The 24457-nt window shown below is 68.9% G+C and carries 25 protein-coding genes; 15 read left to right on the top strand and 10 right to left on the bottom strand.

Annotated elements, in window-relative coordinates; all coding sequences use genetic code 11:
* Positions 1-6: 6 nt before the first annotated feature.
* Genes B043_RS12880 through B043_RS0101325 form a run of 4 tightly spaced genes read left to right on the top strand, consistent with a single transcriptional unit; the run spans position 7 to position 2381 of the window.
* A complete protein-coding gene (locus tag B043_RS12880) occupies positions 7-156 on the top strand; it encodes a hypothetical protein (protein ID WP_016328812.1) in 150 nt (49 codons plus the stop codon).
* Positions 128-604, top strand: coding sequence for a PIN domain-containing protein (locus B043_RS0101335; protein ID WP_018460668.1), 477 nt, complete (start codon positions 128-130; stop codon positions 602-604). The genes B043_RS12880 and B043_RS0101335 overlap by 29 nt, the downstream gene beginning before the upstream one ends.
* Before the next feature lie 12 nt (positions 605-616).
* On the top strand, positions 617-1900 hold the full coding sequence (locus tag B043_RS0101330; protein ID WP_018460667.1) for a dihydroorotase: 1284 nt from the start codon (positions 617-619) through the stop codon (positions 1898-1900).
* 4 nt (positions 1901-1904) lie between these two features.
* Positions 1905-2381 carry a Uma2 family endonuclease gene (locus B043_RS0101325; protein ID WP_018460666.1) on the top strand — a complete coding sequence of 159 codons (477 nt, stop codon included), beginning with the start codon at positions 1905-1907 and terminating at the stop codon, positions 2379-2381.
* On the opposite strand, the gene B043_RS0101320 is transcribed toward B043_RS0101325, so the two are convergent.
* Entirely contained in the window at positions 2371-3411 is a 1041-nt protein-coding gene (locus B043_RS0101320) for a quinone-dependent dihydroorotate dehydrogenase (protein ID WP_026234073.1), read from the bottom strand. The genes B043_RS0101325 and B043_RS0101320 overlap by 11 nt on opposite strands.
* A 23-nt stretch (positions 3412-3434) precedes the next feature.
* Here B043_RS0101320 and B043_RS0101315 point away from each other — a divergent pair, with 23 nt between their 5' ends.
* Both B043_RS0101315 and lon read left to right on the top strand, forming a co-directional pair.
* Positions 3435-3941 carry a hypothetical protein gene (locus B043_RS0101315; RefSeq protein WP_018460664.1) on the top strand — a complete coding sequence of 169 codons (507 nt, stop codon included), beginning with the start codon at positions 3435-3437 and terminating at the stop codon, positions 3939-3941.
* 59 nt (positions 3942-4000) lie between these two features.
* Complete coding sequence (gene lon / locus B043_RS0101310; protein ID WP_018460663.1) at positions 4001-6382, top strand: endopeptidase La; 2382 nt, start codon at positions 4001-4003, stop codon at positions 6380-6382.
* Here lon and B043_RS0101305 read toward each other — a convergent pair.
* The 5 genes from B043_RS0101305 to miaB form a co-directional block, all read right to left on the bottom strand.
* Positions 6308-8089, bottom strand: coding sequence for a hypothetical protein (locus B043_RS0101305; protein WP_018460662.1), 1782 nt, complete (start codon positions 8087-8089; stop codon positions 6308-6310). The two genes, lon and B043_RS0101305, sit on opposite strands and share 75 nt — an antisense overlap.
* 231 nt (positions 8090-8320) lie before the next feature.
* Positions 8321-8878, bottom strand: coding sequence for a molybdenum cofactor guanylyltransferase (locus B043_RS0101300; protein WP_018460661.1), 558 nt, complete (start codon positions 8876-8878; stop codon positions 8321-8323).
* Between the two features lie 4 nt (positions 8879-8882).
* Positions 8883-9749, bottom strand: a complete 867-nt coding sequence (locus tag B043_RS0101295) for an FAD-dependent oxidoreductase (RefSeq protein ID WP_026234072.1) — start codon at positions 9747-9749, stop codon at positions 8883-8885.
* A 48-nt stretch (positions 9750-9797) separates the two neighbouring features.
* Positions 9798-10130 carry a hypothetical protein gene (locus B043_RS0101290; protein WP_018460659.1) on the bottom strand — a complete coding sequence of 111 codons (333 nt, stop codon included), beginning with the start codon at positions 10128-10130 and terminating at the stop codon, positions 9798-9800.
* Positions 10127-11449: a tRNA (N6-isopentenyl adenosine(37)-C2)-methylthiotransferase MiaB gene (miaB, locus tag B043_RS0101285; protein WP_026234071.1), complete on the bottom strand. Its 1323-nt coding sequence runs from the start codon at positions 11447-11449 to the stop codon at positions 10127-10129. Before miaB ends, B043_RS0101290 begins: the two co-directional genes overlap by 4 nt.
* A gap of 68 nt (positions 11450-11517) precedes the next feature.
* Here miaB and B043_RS0101280 point away from each other — a divergent pair, with 68 nt between their 5' ends.
* Entirely contained in the window at positions 11518-11760 is a 243-nt protein-coding gene (locus B043_RS0101280; RefSeq protein ID WP_016328794.1) for a CDGSH iron-sulfur domain-containing protein, read from the top strand.
* Here B043_RS0101280 and B043_RS0101275 read toward each other — a convergent pair.
* The gene (locus tag B043_RS0101275; protein ID WP_018460657.1) at positions 11713-12786 is read right to left on the bottom strand and encodes a radical SAM protein; all 1074 of its coding nucleotides are present in this window, start codon (positions 12784-12786) and stop codon (positions 11713-11715) included. The genes B043_RS0101280 and B043_RS0101275 overlap by 48 nt on opposite strands.
* Positions 12787-12804: 18 nt before the next feature.
* On the opposite strand from B043_RS0101275, the gene B043_RS0101270 reads away from it, so the two are divergent.
* Genes B043_RS0101270 through wecB form a run of 4 tightly spaced genes read left to right on the top strand, consistent with a single transcriptional unit; the run spans position 12805 to position 16461 of the window.
* Positions 12805-13623, top strand: a complete 819-nt coding sequence (locus B043_RS0101270) for a phosphotransferase family protein (RefSeq protein ID WP_155987377.1) — start codon at positions 12805-12807, stop codon at positions 13621-13623.
* A 10-nt stretch (positions 13624-13633) separates the two neighbouring features.
* Positions 13634-14260, top strand: a complete 627-nt coding sequence (gene upp / locus B043_RS0101265) for a uracil phosphoribosyltransferase (RefSeq protein ID WP_018460655.1) — start codon at positions 13634-13636, stop codon at positions 14258-14260.
* Positions 14257-15339, top strand: a complete 1083-nt coding sequence (locus B043_RS0101260; protein ID WP_016328790.1) for a glycosyltransferase family 4 protein — start codon at positions 14257-14259, stop codon at positions 15337-15339. Before upp ends, B043_RS0101260 begins: the two co-directional genes overlap by 4 nt.
* A 3-nt stretch (positions 15340-15342) precedes the next feature.
* Positions 15343-16461: a non-hydrolyzing UDP-N-acetylglucosamine 2-epimerase gene (gene wecB, locus B043_RS0101255; protein WP_018460654.1), complete on the top strand. Its 1119-nt coding sequence runs from the start codon at positions 15343-15345 to the stop codon at positions 16459-16461.
* Here wecB and B043_RS0101250 read toward each other — a convergent pair.
* Entirely contained in the window at positions 16436-17635 is a 1200-nt protein-coding gene (locus tag B043_RS0101250; RefSeq protein WP_018460653.1) for an MFS transporter, read from the bottom strand. The genes wecB and B043_RS0101250 overlap by 26 nt on opposite strands.
* Before the next feature lie 97 nt (positions 17636-17732).
* On the opposite strand from B043_RS0101250, the gene B043_RS0101245 reads away from it, so the two are divergent.
* Genes B043_RS0101245 through B043_RS0101230 form a run of 4 tightly spaced genes read left to right on the top strand, consistent with a single transcriptional unit; the run spans position 17733 to position 22302 of the window.
* Positions 17733-18722 carry a TAXI family TRAP transporter solute-binding subunit gene (locus B043_RS0101245; protein ID WP_018460652.1) on the top strand — a complete coding sequence of 330 codons (990 nt, stop codon included), beginning with the start codon at positions 17733-17735 and terminating at the stop codon, positions 18720-18722.
* 55 nt (positions 18723-18777) lie between these two features.
* A complete protein-coding gene (locus tag B043_RS0101240) occupies positions 18778-20898 on the top strand; it encodes a TRAP transporter permease (protein WP_026234069.1) in 2121 nt (706 codons plus the stop codon).
* Positions 20899-20926: 28 nt separating this feature from the next.
* Positions 20927-21904: a TAXI family TRAP transporter solute-binding subunit gene (locus B043_RS0101235; RefSeq protein WP_016328785.1), complete on the top strand. Its 978-nt coding sequence runs from the start codon at positions 20927-20929 to the stop codon at positions 21902-21904.
* Between the two features lie 5 nt (positions 21905-21909).
* Positions 21910-22302: a hypothetical protein gene (locus B043_RS0101230; protein ID WP_018460649.1), complete on the top strand. Its 393-nt coding sequence runs from the start codon at positions 21910-21912 to the stop codon at positions 22300-22302.
* A 32-nt stretch (positions 22303-22334) separates the two neighbouring features.
* On the opposite strand, the gene B043_RS0101225 is transcribed toward B043_RS0101230, so the two are convergent.
* Complete coding sequence (locus B043_RS0101225; protein WP_018460648.1) at positions 22335-23552, bottom strand: S1C family serine protease; 1218 nt, start codon at positions 23550-23552, stop codon at positions 22335-22337.
* A 46-nt stretch (positions 23553-23598) separates the two neighbouring features.
* A complete protein-coding gene (purU, locus tag B043_RS0101220) occupies positions 23599-24456 on the bottom strand; it encodes a formyltetrahydrofolate deformylase (RefSeq protein WP_016328782.1) in 858 nt (285 codons plus the stop codon).
* Position 24457: the final 1 nt, after the last annotated feature.

Below are 24457 nucleotides of genomic sequence, written 5' to 3'. Positions count from 1 at the left end.
TAGGGTATGCCTCGGGCCAAGGAAGGGGAGAACCTGGAAATCCTTTTGGAAAGGGTGCCCATCCGCCCCCCCAGGCGAAAGCGACGGGGTAAGCGGGTACTCCTAAAGGGGGAAAAGCCCTACCTCCATGAGCTCCTCATCCAAGAACGGCGCTAGCGGCTTTTTCGCCGACACCAGCGCCCTCCTCTACCTGGTGGCCGACCATCCGGGAGAGCCCTTTGCTTGGGTGAAGGAGATTCTGGAAAGCGCACCCTTGGCCGCCTGCGACCTCTTCTACCCCGAGGCCATCGCAGCCCTTAGGGCGCGCAAAGACCAACAACGGCTCACCCAAAAAGGGTTTCTCCAGGCGCTTCGGGGGCTAGAGGACCTCTGGTCCAGCCTCTACTTGGTGGAAAGCGTCCCCGCCCTCATGCGGGCCGCAGGCCTTCTTGCCCAGCGCCATCCCCTCAAAGGGGCCGATGCCGTTCACCTGGCGGCGGCCCTGGCCTTTGCCCGCCGAGGACCTTTCCCCATCCGCTTCTTCACCCTGGATCGGGCCCAGTACCGGGTGGCCAAGGGGTTCCTCGAGGTCTACCCTATTCCGGAGTTTGAGGAAAACCCATAGGAAAGGAGAACCATGCTGCTGATCAAGAACGTCCTTTTGGTGGACGCCCAGGGCCAACGGGGCCCCGCGGACGTCCTCATCGGCGAGGGCCGGATCCTCTCCCTGGAAGGGGGGGAGGCCCGGGAGGTCATAGACGGCACGGAGCTCCTCCTGGCCCCTGGGTTTTTGGACCTCCACGCCCACCTGCGCGAGCCCGGGCAGGAGGTGAAGGAGGACCTCTTCACGGGGCTTCTCGCCGCGGCCCGGGGCGGGTATACGGACGTGGTCTCCATGCCCAACACCGCGCCCCCCGTGGACCAGCCGGAGACGGTGAGGGCCCTACGGGAAAAGGCCGAGGGCCTGGGCCTCGCCCGCCTCCACCCCGCCGCGGCCCTCACCCAAGGGCAGGAGGGGAAGGCCCTCGCCCCCTTGGGCCTCCTTAAGGCAGCTGGGGCCATCCTCTTCACGGACGACGGGCGGACCAACGAGGACGCCGGGACCCTGGCCCTAGGCCTCCTCCAGGCCGGGGCCTTAGGGGTCCCCGTGGCCGTGCACGCGGAGGACGCCTCCTTGAGGCGGGGCGGGGTCATGAACGACGGGCCCCTTGCGGACGCCCTGGGCCTCCCTGGGAACCCCCCGGAGGCCGAGGCGGCCCGCATCGCCCGCGACCTCGAGGTCCTCCGCTACGCCCTAAGGCGGGCCCAGGGGGGCACCCCCCGCCTTCACGTCCAGCACCTCTCCACGGAAAGGGGCCTGGGGCTCCTCCGGGAGGCCAAGCGGTTGGGCCTCCCCGTGACCGCGGAGGCCACCCCCCACCACCTCACCCTCACGGAGGAGGCCCTAAGGGGCCTGGACCCCCTCTTCAAGGTGGCCCCGCCCCTCCGGACGGAGGCCGACCGGGAGGCCCTCCTGGAAGGACTTCTGGACGGAACGGTAGACGCCATCGCCACCGACCACGCCCCCCACACCCTGGCAGAGAAGGAGATGGACCTCCTAAGGGCCCCCTTCGGGATCCCGAGCCTAGAGGTGGCCTTCCCCCTCCTCTACACCGAGCTCCACCTCAAGCGGGGCTTCCCCCTCCCGAGGCTTATAGAGCTCTTCACCGACGGGCCCAGGCGGGTCCTGGGGCTTCCCCCCCTCCACCTGGAGGTAGGGGCGGAGGCGAGCCTGGTGCTCTTAAGCCCCAAGGCGCGCCCCGTGGACCCAAGCCGCTTCGCCTCCAAGGCCCGCTACTCCCCTTGGGCAGGCCAGAGCCTTTCGGGCTGGCCGGTGCTCACCCTGGTGGCGGGGCGGGCCGTGCACCGGGCGGTAGGATAAGGGGGTGCTGGAAACCCTCCTCAAGGCGGACGAGCTCGGCCTAAGGCTGGAGTGGGTGGGCGGGCTTCCCCTGTGGGAGGCCCACCCCACCTACCGCCACCAGAAGGCCGTGGACCGCATCCGGCAGAGCATCCGCAAGGAGGAGGGGGCCTGCGGGTGCGTCCACGTGGCCAACGTCTACGTGCGCTTTCCCGACGGGTCCTATAAGAGGCCCGACATCGCCCTCTTCTGCCGGGAGCCCGAGGAGCTGGACGAGGCCATCACCCTCCTCCCCGAGGCGGTGGTGGAGGTGGTGAGCCGGGGCTACGAGGCTAAGGACCTGGAGATCGCCCCCCGCTTTTACCTCTCCCAAGGGGTGAAGGACGTGGTGGTCTTCGACCCCCACACCCTCCTCGTCCTCCACCTGCGCCAAGACCGGGCGGAACGGCTCGTCTCCCCGGTGGAGATCCCCCTCCTTTGCGGGTGCACCCTTACGGTGTGAAGAGGTCCTGAAGCCGGGCCACCCCCTCGGCCTCCAGAATCCGCAAAAGCCCCTTCAGCATCCTCCTCGGGAAAAGAGGCCCCCCGTAGACGAAGCCGGTGTAGGCCTGGACCAGCCGAGCCCCCGCCCTAAGCCTCGCCCAGAGGTCCTCCGGGGTCTCCACCCCCCCCACGGAGACCAGGGTGAGGCCCTTTCCCCCTTGGGCCAGGTGGCGGAGGACCTCCAAGGCCCTCCCCTTCAAGGGGCGGCCGGAAAGCCCCCCGGCCTCCCGGGCGAGGGGGCTTTTGAGCCCTTCCCGGCCCAGGGTGGTGTTCACCGCCACCAGGCCCTGGAGGCGGTGCTTGAGGGCGAGCTCCAAGACGCTGTCCAGGGCCTCCGGAGAGAGGTCCGGGGCCACTTTCAGAAGGAGGGGCTTTTCCGTGGCCGGGCGGAGGCGGGAAAGGAGCTCGTCCAGAAAAGGCCCCTCCTGGAGGGTGCGAAGCCCGGGGGTGTTGGGGGAGCTCACGTTCAGGACGAAGTAGTCCCCGTGGGCCTCGAGGATCCTCAGGGCCTCCAGGTAGTCCTCCGCCGCCCGCTCCAAAGGGGTGTCCCAGTTCTTGCCCAGGTTCACCCCCACCGGCAAAGGAAGCCCCCGGGCCCGGAAGGCCTTTAGGCGCTCCGCCGCCCTTAAGGCCCCCTCGTTGTTGAAGCCCATGCGGTTGATGAGGGCCCCGTCCTCGGGGAGGCGGAAAAGCCTCGGCCTCGGGTTTCCCCCTTGGGGCCTTGGGGTGAGGGTCCCCACCTCGGCGAAGCCGAAGCCCAAGGCCCACCAGGCCCCCAGGGCCCGGGCGTCCTTGTCCATCCCCGCGGCGAGGCCCAAGGGGTTGGGGAAGGAAAGCCCCAAGGCCTCCACCCTAAGGCGCGGGTCCTCCACCCGGAGCAAACGGGCCGGCACCTCCAGGAGGGGCCCGCACCCCGACCAGAGGCGCAAGGCCTCCAGGGTAAGCTCGTGGGCGGTTTCCGGCTCCAGGAGGAAGAGGGCGCGGTGCATCCTTTCCATGGTATCGTTTTCCCATGCGGCGTGCCCTTTTCCTCCTCGGGCTTCTCCTCTCCGCCTGCTCCCTTTCCCTCACCGTGGTTCTGCCCGACCAGACCCTAAACCTTCCTGGCCTTGGGGACACCGGCGGGAGGGTGGTCTACCCCCAGGAGGGCCTCTCCTTCACCCCGCCCCCCGTGGATGTGGTGAGGGGGGTTAGGGTGGATGGGATCCTGGAGGCTTCCCAACTCCTCACCGCCACCCTGGAGTTCTACGCCCGCACGGAAGACCCTGGCGACTGCGACCCCGTCCCCCCCGTGGCCCCTTCGGTCTACCTCTGCGCCATTGGGCCGGACGACGAAAAGGTAGGGGAAGCCACCTTCAGCGGTACCAGCCGCACCGCCTTCACCCTTCAAGGGGAAACCCTCGCGCAGGGCATCCGGCAGGGAAGGCTCTGGCTTGGTCTGAAATACCAGGGCCTCCCCTCCACCCCCCTCACCCTGACCTTCAAGGGCATGAAGGCCACGGTCACCGTGGGCTTCTAAGGGCCCTTTTGTGCCCCCGGGTGCCTTTGGCCCCGGGGCATCCCGTATCATGGGGGTAGATGAAGGAGCTTCGCCTGGAACTTCCCGTTCTTCCCCTACGGAACACGGTCATCCTCCCCCACACCACCACCGGGGTGGACGTGGGGCGCCCCAAGAGCAAGAAGGCGGTGGAGGAGGCCCTCGCCGCCGACCGGCTCATCTTCCTGGTGGCCCAAAAGGACCCCGAGGTGGACGACCCCACCCCGGAAGACCTCTTCCCCGTGGGCACCCTGGCGGTGGTCAAGCAGGCCATGCGCCTTCCCGACGGCACCCTGCAGGTGATGGTGGAGGCCCGGAACCGGGCCCGCATCGGGCCCTACGTGGCCGCCCCCTACCTCCGGGCCCTCGGGGAGGTGCTCCCCGAACCCCCCCTCGAGGACCCCAGCCTGGCCCGGGTCCTGGTGGGGGAGGTGCAGGAGGCCTTTGAGCGCTACGTGCAGGCCCACAAGACCCTGCGCCTGGACCGCTACCAGCAGGAAGCGGTGAAGGGCACCCTGGACCCGGCCATCCTCACCGACCTGGTGGCCCACCACGCCACCTGGTCCCTGGAGGAAAAGCAGGACCTCCTGGAAACCCCCGGGGTGGAGGAGCGGCTTAAGAAGGTCCTGGCCCTTCTGCTTCGGGACCTGGAGCGCTTTGAGCTGGACAAAAAGATCGCCGCCCGGGTCAAGGAGCAGATGGACCAGAACCAGCGGGAGTACTACCTCCGGGAGCAGATGAAGGCCATCCAGAAGGAGCTGGGGGGCGGGGAGGACTTCCTCTCGGAGATTGAGGAGCTCCGCGAGCGCATCGAGAAGAAGGGGATGCCGGAAGGGGTGAAGGAAAAAGCCCTGAAGGAGCTTAAGCGCCTGGAGAGGATGCAGCCCGGCTCCCCCGAGGCCACGGTAAGCCGCACCTACCTGGACTGGCTCCTGGAGGTCCCCTGGCAGGAGGCCGACCCCGAGGTCCTGGACATCGCCGTGACCCGCCGCGTCCTGGACGAGGACCACTACGGCCTCAAGGACGTGAAGGAACGGATCCTGGAGTACCTGGCGGTGCGCCAGCTCACCCAGGGCCAGGAGGTGCGGGGCCACGCCCCCATCCTCTGCTTCGTGGGGCCCCCTGGGGTGGGCAAGACCTCCTTGGGCAAGAGCATCGCCAGGAGCATGAACCGCAAGTTCCACCGCATCTCCCTAGGGGGCGTGCGGGACGAGGCGGAGATCAGGGGCCACCGCCGCACCTACATCGGGGCCCTTCCGGGGAAGATCATCCAGGGGATGAAGCAGGTGGGGGTGGTGAACCCCGTCTTCCTCCTGGACGAGATCGACAAGCTCTCCTCCGACTGGCGGGGGGACCCGGCGGCGGCCCTTCTGGAGGTCCTGGACCCCGAGCAGAACCACACCTTCACCGACCACTACCTGGACGTGCCCTACGACCTCTCCCGGGTCTTCTTCATCACCACCGCCAACACCCTCTCCACCATCCCGAGGCCCCTCTTGGACCGGATGGAGGTCATTGAGATCCCCGGCTACACCCTCCCCGAGAAGCGGGCCATCGCCCGCCACTTCCGCTGGCCCTACCAGGTGAAGGAGGCGGGGCTCGAGGGCAAGCTGGAGATCACCGACCGGGCCATTGACCGCATCGTCCAGGAGTACACCCGGGAGTCCGGGGTGCGGAACCTGGACCGGGAGCTTTCCAAGGTGGCCCGCAAGGCGGCCAAGGAGTACCTGGAGGCCCCCTGGGAGGGGGTGCGGGTGGTGGACGAGGGGGATCTGGAACACTACCTGGGCGTGCCCAGGTACCGGCCCGACCGGGCGGAGAAGGAGCCCCAGGTGGGCCTGGCCCAGGGCCTGGCCTGGACCCCCTATGGGGGCGCCCTCCTCACCATCGAGGCCATGGCCGTCCCCGGCACGGGCAAGGTGAACCTCACGGGGAACCTGGGGGAGGTCATGAAGGAGTCCGCCCAGGCCGCCCTCACCTACCTCCGGGCCCACCGGGAGGAGTGGGGGCTTCCCGAGGGCTTCCACAAGGACTTTGACCTGCACATCCATGTCCCCGAGGGGGCCACGCCCAAAGACGGCCCCTCCGCCGGGATCACCATGGCCACCGCCCTGGCCAGCGCCCTCACCGGCCGCCCGGTGCGCATGGACATCGCCATGACCGGGGAGATCACCCTAAGGGGCAAGGTCCTCCCCATCGGTGGGGTCAAGGAGAAGCTCCTCGCGGCCCACCAGGCGGGGATCCACAAGGTCATCCTCCCCAAGGAAAACGCCGCCGAGCTCAAGGAGGTGCCGGAGGAGATCCTGAAGGACCTGGAGATCCTCCTGGTGGAGGAGGTGGGGGAGGTCCTAAAGCTCCTCCTCCTGCCCCCGCCCCCGCCCTTGGCCCGCCCCGACCGGCCCCAGCCCGGGGCTGGGGCTTAGGGCCTCGAGGCTGAAGGCGGCCTCCTCCCCCGGCTGGGCCTCGTAGAACCTCAAGCGGAGCTCCACCAACGCCCTCTCCGCATGGCTTTGGAGTTGGTAAAACCCGGGGGGAAGGAAGAGCCGGAAAGGGCCCCCTTCCAGGGGCAAAACCCCCTGGTTGCCCCTCCTGCCCGCCTGCCCGTAGGGGAGGAAGTACACCGCCCCCAAGGGGTGTTGCAGGACCAGGGGCCACCCCGCCCCGCTAAGCCCCACCCGGAGGGGGCTCGCCAGGAAGACCCGGGCTTCCAGCTCCAGGAGGGCGGGGGCCTCGAGGCTCCAGGAAAGGGCCGAGGGAACCCCATCCCGCTGGGTCCAGGCCGCCTCCTCCCCCTCTAAAACCACGGGGCCCTGGGGAAGGAGCTCGGGGTGGAGCCTCCTTCCCCGGCCCACCCCTTCCTGGGGCCAGGAGTCCAGCACCAGCCGCCCTTCCGGGAAGAAGAGGGGTTCCAGGAAGGGGGGCAGGGGAGGAGGGTCCTGGGGGCCTTCCCCCAGCTGCATCCGGTGGTAGAAGGCGGCCCAAAGCCTCCCCTTGGCCTCCAGCCACTCCGCCGCCAGACGGTGGAGGCGTCTTTTCACCCCCGGCTCCAGGGCCGAGCAGAACACCCGGCGCACCACCTCGTCCGCGAAAACCCACCCCCCTTCCCGGTAGGAAAGCCAGTGCAGGGCCTCCAGCCGCTCCAGCACCTCCGAAGCCCCTAGGGCCTCCACCAGGCCCTCTTCTAGAGGCCCAGGGTGCACGGAAAGCCGCTCCAAAGCCAGGCGCTCCTCGGGCGTAAGGCGGCTCGCCTCCAGCATGACCGCGGCCCGCACCCTTTGGGGCAGGGCCTCGGGGTTCCCCACCGCCAGGAGCTCCGCCAGAAAAAGGGGCCACCCCCCGCTATGGAGGTAGTAGCGGGCGGCCTCCTCAAAGGGCATCCCCTTTAGGGGCCCCCGTCGGGCCTCGAGCCAGGAAAGGGGCTCCAGGGTCACCACCCGGGTCCGGGCGGGGGGGTACTGGACCCGGGCGGCGAGGAAAAAAGGGGGATCCTCGCCCAGGGCGCTCCGGGCCAGCACGTACACCCCCTCCCGGTTCTCCGCCATCTGCGCGGCCCGCTCCGCCGGGGGGAAGGGTTCGGAGAGGTAGAAAACCCCACGCCCCCGCCCCAGGCCCATCCGGAAGGGAAGGCCCAGGTGGCGGGCCAGGGCCCGGGCCACCCCCTCGGGGTCCGACCCCAAAGGGGAGATGAGGAGGAGCAAGTGGGGCGGGCCCACGCCCCGGAGGCGTTCGGGAAGGGGTTGGAGCTGGGGCCTCGAGCCCAACCGGGCCCTCAGGCCCTGGAGCCACCCGTCCCACTCGGGGGAGAGGCCCTCGAGGCCCTCCAAGGGCACCTCCCCCGTCCCCTCCGCCAGCTCCACCACCGGGGGCAGGCTCAAGGGGTCCTGCCCCCTAAAGAAAGCACCCCCCAAAACCTCGTTCAGGTGGTGAAGCTCCACCCGAAGGTTTTGCAACGCGGCCCCGTGGCCCCAAAGGAGATCGGCCAGAAGGGCCCGGCGCGCGGGGCCCTCCAGGGCCAGGTAGTAGAGGAGGGCGAGGGCCTTCCGCCGGACCCGCACCGCTTGTCCCCCCCGCTCCAGGCGGGCGGGGCCAGAGAGGACCAGCCGGAACCTTCCTTCATACCGCACCGGCACGGCTTTCCACCTCCTATACGTTCCATGCACACCATGAGTGCCATCCTTCCCTAGGCGTTAACCAGAGGCGCTATGGAGGCGTTAAGCTCGGTCCCATCTTACCCCCTGGGTTTAACGGAGGGGGCAAGTTTGACCAGCAGCATAGGAGATCCCCCCTTAACAAACCCTTAACGCCCCCTTGCCCTCCGGGAATCGAGCCTTCCTAGCCCTTAGCTGGCTCCGGGTGCGAGACTAGGGCAACTCCTCCTTGCGGTTGGCGTTGAGGAAAACCTCCCGCCCAAAGCGGGCCACCACCTCCTCCGCGGGGAGGTAGGTGGCCCCCAAGGCCTCCATCACCCGCCTAAGGAGGAAATCCCCCTCCCGGAGCTGGCGCTCCACCTGGGGCAGGCAGTCTTTGTGGTAAAGGGCCATGAGGGGCTCCAGGTGGCCCTCGGGGTTTAGGGGCACCACCACGGGGTGGGGGGAGGCCAGGGCCCTCTCGTAGAGGTAGTCCCAGTAGGCCCGGGTGAGGAAGGGAAGGTCCGTGGCGGCCACGGCCACCCAGGGGAAGCGGGCCTGGACCAGAGCGGTGTGGAGCCCCGAGAGGCTATCCCCCCCCGGCAGGAGGTCGGGGTAGACGGGCACCCCGAACCCCTCGTAGGGGCGGTTCGCCACGATGAACCGTTCCCCCGCCCCCGAAAGGCTTTCCAGAACCCAAAGGAGGAGGGGCTTCCCCCGGTAGGGGTAAAGGGCCTTGTCCTCCCCGAAGCGCTTGGAAAGCCCCCCCGCCAGCACCGCGCCGGTGTACATACCCTTAGCCTAAGGCCTCCACCAGCCGCCTGGCCCAAAGGGGGACCAGGAGAAAGCCCGTGGAGCCGAAGCCCGTGAGGGCGTACCCCCCGGGGATGGGGGTGAGGGGGTGGGGCCTGCGGAAGCGCACCCCCCGCCAGGCCCCGGCTACCCGGGGCCGGTAGCCCAGAAGGGCCTCCGCCCCCCTAAGGAGCCACTCCGCCTCCCCCTCCGAAGGGGGCGGCTCGGCGTAGCCGGGGAGGTCCAGGTAGCTCCCCCCAAGGGCCGGCCCCGCTAGGAAGACCCTATAGCTCAGGGCCACCTCCCGGTACTCCAGAAGGAGGAGCTCCAGCCCCGCCACCATCCGCCCCTCGAGGCCCAAGACCCCGGCCCCCCGGGCCCCCCCCGCCCAGACCACGAGCTCGGGCCTTAGCCGCCTTCCCCCCTCCAACCCCACCTCCCCCGGGGCGTAGGCCACCACCCGATCCCTGAGGCCTCCGAGCTCGGCCCAAACCCTTTCCAAAAAGGGCCGGGGCTCCAGCCAGAAGGCCTCGGGCAGGAAAAGCCCCTCCCGGGTCCAGCGGTAGGGGAGGCCGCTTGCCCCAAGGCGCCTCTCCCAGGCCGCCCGCTCCCCCTCGGGGACGGGGCGGAGGAGGCCCTTGTGGAGGGGCACGTAGCGGCTATAGAGGGCGAGGGCGGCCTCGAGGGCCAAAGCGCCTTCCGGCACCAAGGTCCCCCGCTTCCCCCGCACGGGGTTCACCAGGGCCACGGGGACGCGGCTCGCATCCCCCACCCCCTCCGCCACCCAGAGGACGGGAAGGCCCGCCCCCTTCAGGGCCAAGGCGGCCGCGGCCCCCGCCACCCCCGCGCCCACCACCACTACACCCCCCATATCCACCCCATCTTTGGGGCCCCCATCGCAGCGCAAGCCGCGATGGGGCTAAAAGCGGTACCCTTCCCCTTCCCTCCGGCAAATCCCCCGCCCCGCCAGGGCCTGGAGAAGGGCCTGGGCCTCGGAAAGGGGCATGTAGGGGCTAAGGTCCTCGGGGCGCAGGAACCCCCCCCGCCGCCAGGCCTCCTTCATGGCCAGGCGCTCCCTGGCCCAGGGGGAAGGCCCCCTTCGGAGGAACCCCCCCTGCCAGCGGTCCAGGAGGAGGAAGAGGAAGGCGGAAAGGAGAAGGGCCAGGAGAAGCCCCCCTAGGGTGAAGCGGAACGCGGCGAAGAGGAGGAGGAAAAGCCCCAGCGCGCCGGAAAGGGGCAAAAGGGGCCTCATGCCACCGGCAGGGGAATGGGGGCAGGGGCCTCTGCCCCCACCACCTCCCCGAAGAGGAGGTGGGGCGTGGCCTGCTTGATCTCCACCTGGTAAAGCCCAGGGGTGGGGGCCTGGTGGGCGGGGAGGAGGACGGGGTGGTTCCCCCGGTCGTGGCCCTGGACGTACCCCTCCTCCTTGGCCTCCCCCCGCACCAGGACCTCCACGGTCTTCCCCACCCAGGCCTGGTTCCGGCGGTAGCTCCACTCCTTCTGCTTCTCAATGAGGCGCATGAGCCGCTCCACCTTCACCTCCCGGGGCAGGTCCTGGAAGTGCTTGTAGGCGGGGGTGCCGGGGCGGGGGGAGTAGATGAACATGTAGGCCTGGTCGTAGCCCACCTCGTCGTAGAGGGAGAGGGTCTCCTGGAAGTCCTCCTCCGTCTCCCCGGGGAAGCCCACGATGATGTCCGTGGAAAGCACCGCATCCGGGAGGGCTTCCCGAATCTTGCGTATTCTTTCCAGATAGTGCGCCCGGCGGTACTCCCGGGCCATGCGCCTTAGGATCCGGTCCGAGCCCGACTGCACGGGAAGGTGGATGTAGCGGCAGATGGCCGGGGTCTCCGCGATGGCCTCGATGATGTCGTCGGTGAAGTTCACGGGGTGGCTGGTGAGGAAGCGCACCCGGGGGATCCCCATCCGGCCCACCATCCTTAGGAGCTCGGCGAAGGAGGGGAAGCCCGGCTGGTCCTTGCCGTAGGAGTTCACGTTCTGCCCCAGGAGGGTGACCTCCACCACCCCCGCGGCCTTGAGCATCTCGATCTCCTTCAGGATGAGGTCGGGGTGGCGGGAGACCTCCGGGCCCCGGGTGGTGGGGACGATGCAGTAGGTGCAGTGGTGGTTGCACCCCCGGATGATGGTCACGTGGGCGGAAAGGGCCCCCTTGGGGGGCGGGGGGATGTAGTCCAGGAGGTCCTGGCGGAAGGTGAGGTCAAAGAAGCGCTCGTGCTTCTTCAAGGCCTCAGGGAGGGAGGTAAGCGCTCCGGGGCCCAGGAGGATGTCCACCCCGAACTTCCTCGCCATCTGCTGGCCCTCGTCCAGCTGGGCCAGGCAGCCCATCATCCCCACGAGGAGGCCCCGGCGCTCCTTCTCCTTGCGCAGTTGCCCCAACAGGGCCCGCACCTTCTCCACGGGCTTGCCCCGCACCGCGCAGGTGTTCACCAAGACGAAGTCCGCCTCCTCAACGGAGTCCACCAGCTCCCACCCGAGGCTCACCAGCTCGCTCGCCACCAGGTGGGAGTCGTACTCGTTCATCTGGCAACCGTAGGTGATGAGGTGTGCGCGCATGCTTCCTCCCGGGCGACCGGGGGGATCCCGGGCCCATCCTTCCCAAGATAGCACCTTAAACTTAGGGCATGAAGCTCCGCTTCCGCCAAGACGGCCCCTACGTCCTGGACCTGCCCGAGGGGAGCACCTTCCGCTACAACGGGGAGGAAAGGCGCTTGGAAAGGGCCAAGCTCGCCCTCTGCCGCTGCGGGGGGTCCCAGGACAAGCCCTTCTGCGACGGGAGCCACAAGCGCCTGGGCTTCCGGGCGGAAGAGGGGGCGCTTTTAATAGATGAACTCCCGGATATCGTACCGGGCGGCCTTGAGCCCTAAGCGGCGCACCGCCTGGGCGAAGCGGCGGAGCTCCCCCTCGAGGTCCCCCACCACCCCCAGGCCCATGCGGGCGTAGGGGGTGTTCTCCTCCACCTGGAAGGGGGAGAGGTAGACCAGGTCCTCCCCGTCCAGGGGCAGGCGGGCAAGGAGGGCCAGGGTGTCCCGGAAGTGGGCCTCCCGGTAGGCCTCCCCCCCCACCCCCACCAGGAAGATGAGGCCCAAGGAGAGCCCCGCCTCCTTCAAGGCCCGCACCAAGGAGAGGGCCTCCTCCGGGTGGCCGGGCTTGTGGAGGAGGGCGAGGAGGGGGGCGTGCCCCGTCTCCAGGCCCAGGTGGACCCGCTTAAGGCCCAGGCCCCGGAGCCTTTCCCACCACCTGGGGTCCTTCTTAAGCCCCGTCCAGAGGTCCAAAAACCCGTACACCTCCTCCCCGGGGAAGCGCCTTTTTACCTCCTCCATAAGGGGCAGGAGGGGCTCGGAAAGGGCCAGGGCGTTCCCGTCCGCCAGGAACACCCCCCGCCTCAGGGCCCGCCCCCGGCCGAGGAGGCGGAGGACGGCCTCCAGGTGTTCCCGGAACTCGGGGAGGCTCTTTTTTCTGAAAGGGCGGTCCTGGTAGAAGGCGCAAAAGGCGCACCGGTTCCAGGTGCACCCCGTGGTGGCCTGGAGGACCACGGAGAGGTACGCGTCCGGGGGGAGGATGCTCACCGGATGGGGGTAGGCCCGGCGGTAGGGCGTGGGGTCGGCCAGGGCCTCCGGGGTCCAGCGGAGGACCTCCTTTCGCCTTTCCCCGTCCCGTAGGTGGGCCTCCGCCAGGGCCAGGATCTCCCCGTAGACCGCAAGGGCCTCCTCCCGGGCGAGAACAGCCCTCCTCCTCTCCCCTTCCCGGAAGCGGAGGTGGAGGGTGCCGTCCAGGGCGCGCTTAAAGGTAAGCCCCCGGCGGAAGTAGTGGTAGGGCCGCCCCTCCCGGTCAAAGGAGAGGACCCGATCCTCCAAGGAGAGGAGGGTGGCCTCGGGCCGGAGGAGCTCCACGCCCTTAGAATAAGCCCCGTGGCGCTTTCCGCCCTCCTCGCCCGGCTCACCCCCTTGGGCGGCTTTGAGGCCCGGGTCTACGGGGACGAAACGCGGGTGTACAAGGTCTATAGCCCCAGGGAGAAGGCCTTGGCCCGCCTCGAGGCCAGGAACCTGGCCCGCGCCGGGCTTGGGTCCTTCGTCCTGGGGGTGGAGGAGGTGGAGGGCCACGGCCTCCTCATCCTCCGCCGCTTTCCCGGCGAGCCCTTCCGACCCGAGCTTTTCCGCCCCGAGACCCTGGCCGCCTTGGCCCACCTCTTCCTCCACCTCCACCGCCTGCCCGAGCCGGGGGTGGTGCGGGCGGAAGACCTCCTAGAGCGCCTGGAGCGCTTTGAGGAGGCCCTAAGCCTCCACCCGGAGGCTAGAGGGCTCATCCGGGACCTGAAGAAGGAGGTGGCCTCCGTGGCGGGGGTGGAGAAGCGCTTCTGCCACCGGGACGCCTGGGCGGGAAACCTCCTCCTAAAGCAGCCCGGGGCCCAGGGGCCTTTGGTGATGCTGGTGGACTGGGCCCGGGCCGGGGGGGACGACCCCGCCCGCGACCTGGCCCTCCTGAAGACGGGAAGCCTGGACCTCTTGGGGGAGGATAGGGCCCGGGAGGCCCTCTTCCGCATCGCCCGCTTTTACCCTAAGGAGGTGCGGGAGCGGCTTTTCTTCTACGTGCCCCTCACCTACCTCCACGACCTCTACTGGTTCAAGACCAAGGCCCCGGGGGGCTTTTTGGAGGCCCTAAGGGAAAAGCTCCCCCGCGCCCAGGCCTTCTACCGGGAAGGCTTGGCCTTTAGAAAGGGGGCGTGTTAGCCTCTACTGGATGAAGATCACCCTGGTGGACCACCCCCTGGTCCAACACAAGCTGGCCCACCTCCGGGACAAGAGCACAGGCCCCAAGGACTTCCGGGAGCTGGCCGAGGAGATCGCCATGCTCATGGCCTACGAGGCCATGCGGGACCTGGAGCTAGAGGAACGGGTGGTGGAAACCCCCGTGGCCCCGGCCCGGGTGCGGGTGCTCTCGGGGAAGAAGCTCGCCCTGGTGGCCATCCTGCGGGCGGGGCTTGTCATGGTGGAGGGGATCCTCAAGCTGGTGCCCCACGCCCGGGTGGGGCACATCGGCCTCTACCGGGACCCCGAGTCCCTAAGCCCGGTGCAGTACTACGCCAAGCTCCCCCCGGACATCGCCGAGCGTCGGGTCTTCCTCTTAGACCCCATGCTGGCCACGGGGGGAAGCGCCAGCCACGCCCTAAGGCTCCTCAAGGACAAGGGGGCCACGGGGGTCAAGCTCATGTGCCTCATCGCCGCCCCGGAGGGCCTGGAGCGCATCGCCAAGGACCACCCCGAGACCGAGGTGGTGGTGGCGGCCATTGACGAGAGGCTCAACGAGCACGGCTACATCGTGCCGGGGCTGGGGGACGCGGGGGACCGCATCTACGGGACGAAATGATCTGGGAACGCCTGGGGATCGCGGAGCCGGCGGGTACGGGCTGGCTTTCCGTGCTCTTCGTCTTCCTGGTGGCCCTCCTCACCACCTGGCGCTTCATCCCCCCCGTGCGCCGCTTCGCCCTGAAGGTGGGCTGGGCGGACCAGCCCAATGAGCGGCGCCTGAACAAGGAGCCCCTGCCCAACGCCGGGGGGCTTGCGGTCTACGCCGGGGTGGTGGTGGCCCTGGTCCTGGCCGCGGCCCTAAGGCCCATCCTGGTGGAGGGGGTCCTCATCCAGGTCCTGGCCATCCTCCTGGGGGGGGCGTGGCTCGTCCTGGTGGGCTTTATCGACGACCAGTTCGGCCTGCCGCCCCTCTTCCGCCTCCTGGTGCAGACCCTTTCCGCCCTCCTCCTGGTGGCGGTGGGCGTGCGCTTTGAGACCGCCTTCGGCACCCCCCTGGACCCCCTCCTGGGGGTCTTCCTCACCTGGCTTTGGGTGGTGGGGATCACCAACGCCTTAAACCTCATGGACGGCCTGGACGGGCTTGCGGGGGGCATCGCCTTCATCAGCGCCATGAGCCTCCTGGCGGTGAGCGCCCAGTTCCCCTACTGGGCCGCGGGGACCCTCCTCCTCGCCGCCTTGGCGGGGGGCGCCTTGGGCTTCCTGAGGCACAACCTCCACCCGAGCCGCATCATCCTGGGGGACGCGGGGGCCTACTTCCTGGGCTACACCCTGGCGGCCACGGCCCTCCTCGGGAACCTCAAGCTCACCACCTTCTTAGGCCTCCTTCCCCCAGCCCTCTTCCTCCTCCTCCCCATCCTGGACACCGCCCAGGTGGTGGTGCGAAGGCTTTTAGAGGGCAAAAACCCCCTTTCCACCCCGGGGAAGGACCACCTGCACCACCGCCTCCTGGCCCGGGGGCTTTCCCAAAGGCGGGTGGCCTTCCTCCTTTGGGGGCTGGCCCTCCTCTTCAACCTCCTGGCCATGGCCTACCTAAGGATGCCCTGGGAGGCCATCCTGGCCACCCTGCTGGCCATCCTCCTGGGCCTGGGCTGGGTCACCTACCGGCGGCTTAGGGCCCTTCTGCGGGAGGTAGAATAGCCCATGAAGCGCGTGGTCCTCGCCTTCGGAACCCGGCCCGAGGCCACCAAAATGGCCCCGGTCTACCTGGCCCTCAAGGAGATCCCCCACCTCAAGCCCCTGGTCCTCCTCACCGGACAGCACCGGGAGCAGCTAAGGCAGGCCCTAAGCCTCTTCGGGATAGTGGAGGACCGCAACCTGGACGTGATGCAGGAGCGCCAGGCCCTGCCGGACCTCGCGGCCCGCATCCTGCCCCAGGCGGCCCGGGCCCTTAAGGAGATGCGGGCGGACTACGTCCTGGTGCACGGGGACACCCTCACCACCTTCGCCGTGGCCTGGGCGGCCTTCCTGGAGGGCCTCCCCGTGGGGCACGTGGAGGCGGGCCTAAGGAGCGGGAACCTGAAAGAGCCCTTCCCGGAAGAGGCCAACCGCCGCCTCACGGACGCCCTCACCGACCTGGACTTCGCCCCCACGCCCCTGGCCCGGGAAAACCTCCTGCGGGAAGGGAAAAAGCCGGAGGGCATCCTGGTCACCGGCCAGACGGGGGTGGACGCGGTGCTCCTCGCATCAAGGCTGGGCCGCCTCCCCGAGGGGCTCCCCCCGGGGCCCTACGTGACCGTGACCATGCACCGGCGGGAGAACTGGCCCCTTCTTCCCGAGCTCGCCCGGGCCCTCAAGCGGGTGGCCCAGGACTTCCCCCACCTCACCTTCGTCTACCCCGTGCACCTGAACCCCGTGGTGCGGGAGGCGGTCTTCCCCGTGCTGAAAGGGGTAAAGAACTTCGTCCTCCTGGACCCCCTGGAGTACGGCCCCATGGCCGCCCTCATGAAGGAAAGCCTGCTTTTGGTCACGGACTCCGGGGGACTTCAGGAGGAGGGCGCGGCCCTGGGGGTGCCGGTGGTGGTCCTGAGGAACGTCACGGAGAGGCCGGAGGGCCTTCAGGCCGGGATCCTGAAGCTTGCGGGCACGGACCCCGAAGGGGTCTACGCCACCGTGGCGGGCCTCCTCAAAGACCCTGAGGCCCTAGCGGGGATGCGCCGGGCCAAAAACCCCTACGGGGACGGGAAGGCAGGGGTCAGGGTGGCGAGAGGGGTGGCCTGGCGGCTTGGGCTTGGCCCTAGGCCGGAGGACTGGACTCCCTAGGCCAGCCCCGCCGGAGCTGGTGGGCCCCAAGAAGGAGGAGGCTTCCCCCCAGGAGGAGGGCCGCCTTCTCCCCCCCTAAAAGCTCAAAGAGGAGGCCCGTGAGGTAGGCCCCGAGGGGCCCCGTACCCAGCATGACCAGGGTGTAGACGGCCATGACCCGGCCCCTTAGGCGGTCGGGGACGGAAAGCTGCACCAGGGTGTTGGCGTTGATGAGCACGGAGATCATCCCAAAACCCCCCAGGGCGAGGAAAAGGGGGATGAGGGGGAAGGGCTTGAAGAAAAGCCCTAGGTGGGCCAGGGCCAGGAAGAAGACCCCGAGGAGGAGCCGGTGGGGCCTGGGCCTCCCCGTGAAGGCCATGACCAGGGCGGCCAGCACCGCCCCCACCCCCACGCTGGAGAGGAGGAGGCCGAAGCCTTGGGCCTCGAGGCCAAGGACCAGCCGGGCGTAGGCCGGCACCAGGGTCTGGAAGTTCATCCCCAAGAGGCTTGCGAAGAGGACGAGCCCCACCACCCGCCGCACCACGGGGTGGCCCCGGACGAAGGCCAGCCCCTCCCCGGCCTCCCGCCACCAGGGGAGGTCCTCCCCCCCGTTCCCCCTCCCTCCCGGCAGGCGCAGGAGGACCAGGAGGAGAGGCAGGAAGGAAAGGGCGTTGGCCAGAAAGGAGGCCCCCACCCCATACCGGGCGATGAGGAGGCCCGCTAGCGCGGGGCCCACCAGGCGGCTGGTGTTGAAGCCAAAGGAGTTCAGGGCGATGGCCCCGGGGTAGCGCTCCCGCCCCGCCAGCTCCACGGTGAAGCTCTGGCGCACGGGCTGGTCCATGGCGTTCAGGGCCCCGTAGAGGAGGGCGAAGAGGAGCACATGGGGGTAGCGGAGGACCCCCGCGAAGATCCCCAGGGCCATGAGGAGGGCGAGCAGGGCCATCCCCCCCTGGGTTAGGAGGAGGAGGGTGCGCTTGGGGTAGCGGTCCGCCAAGACCCCCGCGGGCAGGGAAAAGAGGAGGGAGGGCAGGAACTGGAAGGCCACCACCAGCCCCAGCCTTTCGGCGCTCCCCGTGAGGAGGAGGACCAGCCACCCCATGGAGGCGGCCTGCATCCAGGTGCCGAGCTGGGAGACGAAGAGGGCCAGCCAGTAGCGCCGGTAGAGGGGGTCCTGGAGGAGACGGAGGGCCAGCACCCCCCTATCCTACTCCTGACTGACCGGTCATTATCCTGCCTTGACAGCCCGGGGAAGCCCGAGTAGGGTAAAGGCGCAAACTTATGCGGAGGTGAGCATGAGAAGCGCGCTTATCTTAGGGGTGGCCCTGGTGCTTGGCGCCGGGCTTGCGCAGAAGCCCAAGGTGGTCATCGGCACGGGGAGCACGGGCGGGGTCTTCTTCTACTACGGCACCGCCTTGGCGGACATCTACAACAAGGCCGGGGTGGCGGAGTTCCAACCCGTCCAGACCGGGGGCTCCTACGACAACCTCCTCCTCCTCCGCGACCGGACGGACCCCAAGGCCAACACCTACTACTGCGCCCTCACCACCACCGACTCCGCCTACGTGGCCTACACCGGGGAGGAACCCCGCTTCAAGGCCAAGCCCGCCAAGGAACAGCGGGTTCTCTTCTACATGTACCCCTCCTTCATCCACATCGTCACCAGCGAAAAAAGCGGCATCAAGGTCCTCCAGGACCTCAAGGGCAAGCGGGTCTCCACCGGCCAGCCCGGCTCCAGCACGGAGAACCTGGCCCTCCTCGTCCTCCAGGCCGCAGGGGTGAAGCCCGAAAGCTTCGCCAAGCGGGAGCGCCTCCCGGTGGCCGAGGGGGCCAAGGCCCTGGCGGAGGGCACCCTGGACGCCTTCTTCTGGGTGGGCGGGGTGCCCACGGGCTCCATCGTGGAGCTGGGCCAGACCCTGGCCCGCAAGGGGGACCGGGTCTACCTCATCCCCATTGACCCCAAGAGCACCACCGCCCAGGTGGCCCTGAAGCGCTTCCCGGGCCTTTTAGACCCCACGGTGGTCCCCAAGAGCGTCTACGGCACCCGCACGGACGTGCCCGGCCTGAACACCGGCAACATCCTGGTCTGCCCGGAAAGCCTGCCCCAGGAGGTGGCCCACGCCATGATGAAGGCCACCTTTGACAACCTCCAGACCCTGAGAAGCGCGGTGGCCGCGGCCAAGGACACCTCCGTGGCCAACACCGCCAAGCTTTACGGGAAGTTCATCATCCCCTTCCACCCCGGGGCTGAGCGGTACCTGAAGGAAGTAGGCGCGGTGAAGTAAGGGCAAGGTGCCCTCGGGGCCCGGGGAGGACCCCCGGGCCCTTTTGGAGGTCAAGATGGCCGAAGTCCACGCTTCCCTACCCCCAAGCCCCCTAGGGCGGCTTACCCGAGGGATTCTTATCCTGGGTTCCCTCTACAGCCTCTACCTGGTCCTCCACCCCTTCACCCCCCTGGCCCAGGCCCACATCAACCTCCTGGACATCGTCCAGCTCCAGCGGAGCACCCACGTCCTCTTCCTCCTCCTCGGGGCCTATTTGGTGAGCTTCTTCGCCCCGCCCCGGAAGGCCACCTTGGGGTCTTGGGCCTTCCTCCTCTTCAGCCTGGTGCCCCTCTACGCCTTCCTCTTCCCCAAGCCCCCCGCCATGGCCCTCCCCCTGGAGGTGCGGCTCTTTGGGCTTTTCGTCTGGGCCGTGTCCGTCCTGCCCGCGGTGGCGCCCCCGCTCCAGCGCCCCACCGCCCTCCTCGGGGCCCTTTTAGCCCTCCTTCCCGCCTGGTACCAGGCCCGCTACTTTGAGGAGCTGGTGTACCGGGCGGTGATCCCCGAGGCCTGGGACGCGGGGATGAGCCTCTCCCTCATCCTCCTCCTCCTCGGGGTGGTCTACCGCCTATTGGGCCCGGTAATGCCGGTTCTGGTCCTCTTCTTCTTCAGCTACAACCTCCACGCCCAGGCCTTCCCCGGGCCCTTCCGGGGCACCCCCCAACCCATAGACCTCCTCCTGGGCAAGACCTTCAACGAGACGGAGGCCGGCATCTACGGCCTCATCACGGGGGTTTCCGCCAAGTACCTGGTCTACTTCACCCTCCTTTCGGGGATGATCACCGCCTTAGGCCTCGGCCGGGTGGTGGCCAACCTGGCCCTGGCCCTGGTGGGCAAAAGCCCCGCCACCCCGGGCCGGGTCACGGGCCTGGCCGGGGTCTTCATGGGCATGTTCTCCGGCTCGGGGGCCGCGGACACCCAGTTCGTCTCCGCCCTCACCAAGCCCCTTTACGAGAAGTCCGGCTACGACCGCCTGGTGGCCGCAGGGATCGCCGCCACCGCGGGGACCATCGCCCTCATCATGCCCCCCATCATGGGCAGCATCGCCTTCATCATGGTGGAGATCCTGGAGATCCCCTACCTGAAGGTGATGATCATGGCCCTGGGGCCGGCCCTCCTCTACCTTCTCGCCATCCTGGCCTTCAACGAGTTCTACGCCCGCAAGGCGGGCCTGAAGGCGGTGGCGGTGGAGCTGGGGATGGGGCGGCGGGCCTACGCCCTACGGTATAGCCCCATCTTCCTCCCCATCCTCCTCATCGTGGTCCTCCTCTACCTGGGCTACGAGGTGCGCACCGCGGCCAGCCTGGCCCTCGTGGGCTTCATCCTCCTCGCTTACCTGGACCCCACCTTGAGGCCCAAAGGGGTGGGCCCCCTCTTCCAGGGCCTGGAGGAAGGCTTCCGTAGCCTCCTTCCCATCGGCACCGCGGTGACCTCGGCCAACCTCATCTTCGCCATGATGGTCATCTCCGGCCTGCCCTCCAAGTTCAGCCAGCTCCTGCAGCAGGTTTCGGGGGAAAGCCTCCTCCTGGCCACCCTCATCACCGCTATCTTCAGCCTGGTCCTGGGCATGGGGGTGCCCCCCACGGCCACCTACGTGCTCACCTCCGCCCTCACCGCCCCGGCCATCATCGCCCTGGCCAGGGAAAACGGCATCCCCGACCAGGCCGCGGTCTACGCCACCCACATGTTCCTCTTCTACTACGCCGTCCTGGCGGACGTGACGCCCCCCGTGGCCCTTTCCGCCTACGCCGCGGCCAGCGTCTTCGGCACCCACCCCCTGCCCACGGGGGTCTACGCCGCCCGGGTGGCCCTCTCCAAATACCTCATCGGCTTCTTCTTCCTCCTCTCCTACACCGGCACCGGCCTCCTCATCCTCCCCTTGCTGGAAACCGCCCCCCCAGGGGAGGCCTGGCCCATCATCCTGGAGCGCTTCCTGGCCGTGGCCGCAGGCATCGTCTACCTCTCCGCCGCCACCGCGGGCTACACCAGAAGGCCCCTGGCCCGCCTCGAGTCCTGGCTCCTGGGCCTCCTCGCCCTCCTCCTCTTCGTCCCCCAAAGCACCCTCAACCTGGTGGCCTTCCTCCTGGGCCTCCCCTTCTTCCTCAAGAAGGGCTTGACGGGAAAGGGGCAAGGGGCTTAGGGTAGGCCTGAAAGGAAAGGAGGCTCCTATGAGACCCTGGTTGCTCGCCCTGCTGGCCCTCTTTGGCCTGGCCCTGGCCCAGAAGCCCCGGGTGGTCATCGCCACCGGGGGGGTGGGCGGGGTCTACTTCTACTACGGCACCGCCCTGGCGGAGATCTGGAACAAGGCGGGGGTGGCGGAGGCCCAGGCCACCCAGACCGCGGCCTCCATAGACAACCTCCTCCTCCTGGAAAACCGCACGGGCGGGGGCACCTACTACTGCGGCACGGTGCTCCCCGACTCCGCCTACCTGGCCTACACCGGAGGGCACGAGCGCTTCAAGGACAAGCCCGCCAAGAACGTGCGCATCCTCTTCGCCATGTACCCCAACTACCTCCACATCGTCACCCGGGAGGGGGCGGGGATCCGGGTGGTGCAGGACCTTAAGGGCAAGCGGGTCTCCACCGGGGCCCCGGGCTCGGGCACGGAGGTGGAGGCCCTCCTCGTCCTCCAGGCCGCGGGGCTTTCCCCCAAGGACTTCGCCAAGCAGGAGCGCCTGGGGGCCCAGGAAAGCGCCAACGCCCTCTCCGAGGGCACCATAGACGCCTTCTTCTGGTCTGGGGGCCTGCCCACGGGGGCCATCACCGAGCTCTCCGCCGCCTTGGCCCGCAAGGGGCAGCGGATCTACCTGGTGCCCCTAGACCCCAAGAGCACCGTGGTCCAGACCTTCCAGAAGCGCTTCCCCGGCCTCGCGGGCCCCGGGGTCATCCCCAAGGCGGTCTACGGGGCCCGGGCCGACACCCCCACCCTCACCTTCTGGAACCTCTTCGTCTGCCCAGCAAGCCTCCCGGAGGAAGCGGCCTACGCCCTCACCAAGGCCACCTTTGAGGGCCTCGAGGCCCTCCGCGCCGCGGTGGCCGCGGCCCGGGACACCACCCTGCAGAACGCCGTGCGCTTCGTGGGGGGCACCATCCCCTACCACGAGGGGGCCCTGCGCTACTTCCGGGAAGCGGGCGCTTTGAAGTAGGGGACATGGCCAAGGCCCGGCTCCTCCTCCTCTTAGGGGCCGGGCTTCTTCTTTCCTTCCTGCGGGTGGTGGAGGTGGAGGGGGAAGGGGAAAGGGTCCTCCTCTTCCTCCTCCCCTTCCAGGAGGCCCGGGTGGAGTTCTTAAACTCGGTGACGGGAAAGCCCGTCCTCCTGGAGTTTAGGCCCCTCTGGCGCTTCCAAGGCTTTCAGGCCTACACCGACCCGGAAACGGAGGCCTACTACACCGGAGGGGCCTACCCCTGGAACGAGGCCCTGGCCCGGGAAAGGCGTAAAGCGCTCCTTTACTGCTCGGAGGCGGGCCTGGCCCTAAGGCTTGGGGGGAGGTGGTTCCGGGTGGAAAAGGGGTGCCTCCGGGCCCGCCTCCTTTTTCCCCCCTAGCCCCACCGAAGCGCAGGCTCCGGGTGGGGCACTTACCGGATCACCTGGGGTACCACCCGGAGGGTGAGGGTGCGCCCACCCCGGAAGACCTTTAGGGTCACCGCCTCCCCCGGCTTCTTGCGGTAGAGCACCTGCCGGAGGCTGGCGATGGAGGTAAGGGGCACCCCGTCCGCCTCCAGGAGCACGTCCCCGTCCAGGCCCACCTGCAGGGCCTCCCCCGTGGGGAGCTGGAGGTAGGCGAAGCGGGTGGGGGGCTTCAGGCCCGCCCGCTCCGCGGGGCTATTCCGCTCCACCTCCTGCACCATGAGGCCGGTTTCGGGCAGGCCGTGCTGCTGGCGCAGGCGCTCGGGGTAAAGGCTTAAGGGGACCAGGCTCACCCCCAGGCGGGGGCGGTTTTGGATGAGGACCTCCGCGGTGAGGGTCTTGCCCGCTCTCAGCTCGGGGAGGTGCTCCTTCACCAGGTTGATGGGCAGGGCGAAGCCCACCCCCGCGAACTGGGCCGCCCCGAACTGGCCCGTGGGGGTGAAGATGGCGGTGTTGATGCCGATGACCTCGCCCCGGGAGTTGAGAAGCGGCCCGCCGGAGTTCCCCGGGTTGATGGCCGCGTCCGTCTGGATCACCTGGGGCACCAGGCCCGAATCGTCCCCGATGGCCCCAGGGTTTTCCCGGATGGCGGAGACGATGCCCTGGGTCACGGTGAACTCCAAGCCGAAGGGGTTCCCCATGGCGATGGCCTTCTGGCCCACGCGGATCTTGTCCGAGTCCCCCAGGACCAAGGGCACCAGCTTGGCCTTTGGGGCCTCCACCTTGAGGAGGGCCACGTCCAGGGGCGGGGCCGAGCCCACCAGGCGGGCCCGGTACTCCTTGGGGTCGTTGTGGAACTTCACGGTGATCTGGTCCGCCCCCTCCACCACGTGGTAGTTGGTGAGGACGTACCCCTCCTGGTCTATGACGAAGCCCGAACCCGTGCCCTCCTGCGGGGGGGCCTGGAGGAAGGGGGCGAAGAACTCAAACCCCGGGGGGAGCTGAAGCGCCCTGGGGGCGGTGCGCACCGCCACGTAGACCACCCCGTCCCCGTACCGCTCCACGATCTCCACGGTGTTCCGCTCGTACTCCAAAAGCCCCCCGTCCGGGGCGGGGCTTGGGGTCTGGGGCTTGGGGGCCTGCCCGCCCGAAACCCCCCACCAAAGGACCGCCCCCGCCATGAGGGCGAGGACCGAAAACCCTATGAAGGAACGCCCAAGGCTCATGCGCCACCTCCTAAGGCCACCTTAGCCCCCTGGGGTTAGCCTCCGATTAGACGAAGACCACGGTCTTGTTCCCGTGGACGATGATCCGGTCCTCCAGGTGCCAGCGCACCGCCCGGGCCAAGACGGTGCGCTCCAGCTCCCGCCCCAAGCGGCGCATCTCCGCCACGGAGTGGCGGTGGGAGACCCGCACCACGTCCTGCTCAATGATGGGCCCCTGGTCCAGCTCCTCCGTGACGTAGTGGGCCGTGGCCCCGATGAGCTTCACCCCCTTCTCGTAGGCCTGGCGGTAGGGGTCGGCCCCGGCGAAGGCGGGGAGGAAGGAGTGGTGGATGTTGAGGATGCGCATGGGGAAGCGGGCCACGAAGCGGGGGGAGAGGATCTGCATGTAGCGGGCGAGGACCACGAGCTCCACCCCCTGGGCCTCGAGGAGCTCCAGGATCCTTTCCTCCGCCTCCTCCTTCCGCCCCTTCTCCACCGGGACGTGGTGGTAGGGCACCCCGAAGCGCTCCACCTCCTCCCGGTGGTCCGGGTGGTTGGAGACCACCAGGCGGAGGTCCATGGGAAGCTCCCCCACCCGGTAGCGCCAAAGGAGCTCCAGAAGGGCGTGGGCCGGCTTGGAGACCAGGATGGCCGTCCTCTTCCTCTCCGAGGCGTAGGCGATGCGCCACTCCATCCCGAAGCGCTCCGCCACCACCTCCTGGAAGGCCCGCTCCAAGGCGGGGCGGGAGAGGTCCAGGTGGGGGGTGGTGAAGGCCAGGCGCATGAAGAAGGTGCCCCCCTCGGGGTCGGTGGAGTGCTGCTGGAGGTCGGTGATGTTGGCCCCGTGGGCGTAGAGGAAGCCCGAGACCGCGGCCACGATGCCCGGCCGGTCGGGGCAGGTGATGAGGAGGCGGGCCTCGTCCATA

Source organism: Thermus oshimai DSM 12092, from assembly GCF_000373145.1.
GTDB lineage: Bacteria > Deinococcota > Deinococci > Deinococcales > Thermaceae > Thermus > Thermus oshimai.
Note: the sequence above shows the minus strand (reverse complement) of the source record. Positions and strands in the feature narration are given on the sequence as shown.

Excerpts from the sequence above, each read along its gene's own strand:
- B043_RS12880 (WP_016328812.1), top strand. The coding sequence starts at position 7 with ATGCCTCGGGCCAAGGAAGGGGAGAACCTGGAAATCCTTTTGGAAAGG.
- B043_RS0101335 (WP_018460668.1), top strand. The coding sequence starts at position 128 with ATGAGCTCCTCATCCAAGAACGGCGCTAGCGGCTTTTTCGCCGACACC.
- B043_RS0101330 (WP_018460667.1), top strand. The coding sequence starts at position 617 with ATGCTGCTGATCAAGAACGTCCTTTTGGTGGACGCCCAGGGCCAACGG.
- B043_RS0101320 (WP_026234073.1), bottom strand. The coding sequence starts at position 3,411 with ATGCACCGCGCCCTCTTCCTCCTGGAGCCGGAAACCGCCCACGAGCTT.
- B043_RS0101315 (WP_018460664.1), top strand. The coding sequence starts at position 3,435 with ATGCGGCGTGCCCTTTTCCTCCTCGGGCTTCTCCTCTCCGCCTGCTCC.
- lon (WP_018460663.1), top strand. The coding sequence starts at position 4,001 with ATGAAGGAGCTTCGCCTGGAACTTCCCGTTCTTCCCCTACGGAACACG.
- B043_RS0101300 (WP_018460661.1), bottom strand. The coding sequence starts at position 8,878 with ATGTACACCGGCGCGGTGCTGGCGGGGGGGCTTTCCAAGCGCTTCGGG.
- B043_RS0101295 (WP_026234072.1), bottom strand. The coding sequence starts at position 9,749 with ATGGGGGGTGTAGTGGTGGTGGGCGCGGGGGTGGCGGGGGCCGCGGCC.
- B043_RS0101290 (WP_018460659.1), bottom strand. The coding sequence starts at position 10,130 with ATGAGGCCCCTTTTGCCCCTTTCCGGCGCGCTGGGGCTTTTCCTCCTC.
- miaB (WP_026234071.1), bottom strand. The coding sequence starts at position 11,449 with ATGCGCGCACACCTCATCACCTACGGTTGCCAGATGAACGAGTACGAC.
- B043_RS0101280 (WP_016328794.1), top strand. The coding sequence starts at position 11,518 with ATGAAGCTCCGCTTCCGCCAAGACGGCCCCTACGTCCTGGACCTGCCC.
- upp (WP_018460655.1), top strand. The coding sequence starts at position 13,634 with ATGAAGATCACCCTGGTGGACCACCCCCTGGTCCAACACAAGCTGGCC.
- B043_RS0101260 (WP_016328790.1), top strand. The coding sequence starts at position 14,257 with ATGATCTGGGAACGCCTGGGGATCGCGGAGCCGGCGGGTACGGGCTGG.
- wecB (WP_018460654.1), top strand. The coding sequence starts at position 15,343 with ATGAAGCGCGTGGTCCTCGCCTTCGGAACCCGGCCCGAGGCCACCAAA.
- B043_RS0101245 (WP_018460652.1), top strand. The coding sequence starts at position 17,733 with ATGAGAAGCGCGCTTATCTTAGGGGTGGCCCTGGTGCTTGGCGCCGGG.
- B043_RS0101240 (WP_026234069.1), top strand. The coding sequence starts at position 18,778 with ATGGCCGAAGTCCACGCTTCCCTACCCCCAAGCCCCCTAGGGCGGCTT.
- B043_RS0101235 (WP_016328785.1), top strand. The coding sequence starts at position 20,927 with ATGAGACCCTGGTTGCTCGCCCTGCTGGCCCTCTTTGGCCTGGCCCTG.
- B043_RS0101230 (WP_018460649.1), top strand. The coding sequence starts at position 21,910 with ATGGCCAAGGCCCGGCTCCTCCTCCTCTTAGGGGCCGGGCTTCTTCTT.
- B043_RS0101225 (WP_018460648.1), bottom strand. The coding sequence starts at position 23,552 with ATGAGCCTTGGGCGTTCCTTCATAGGGTTTTCGGTCCTCGCCCTCATG.
- purU (WP_016328782.1), bottom strand. The coding sequence starts at position 24,456 with ATGGACGAGGCCCGCCTCCTCATCACCTGCCCCGACCGGCCGGGCATC.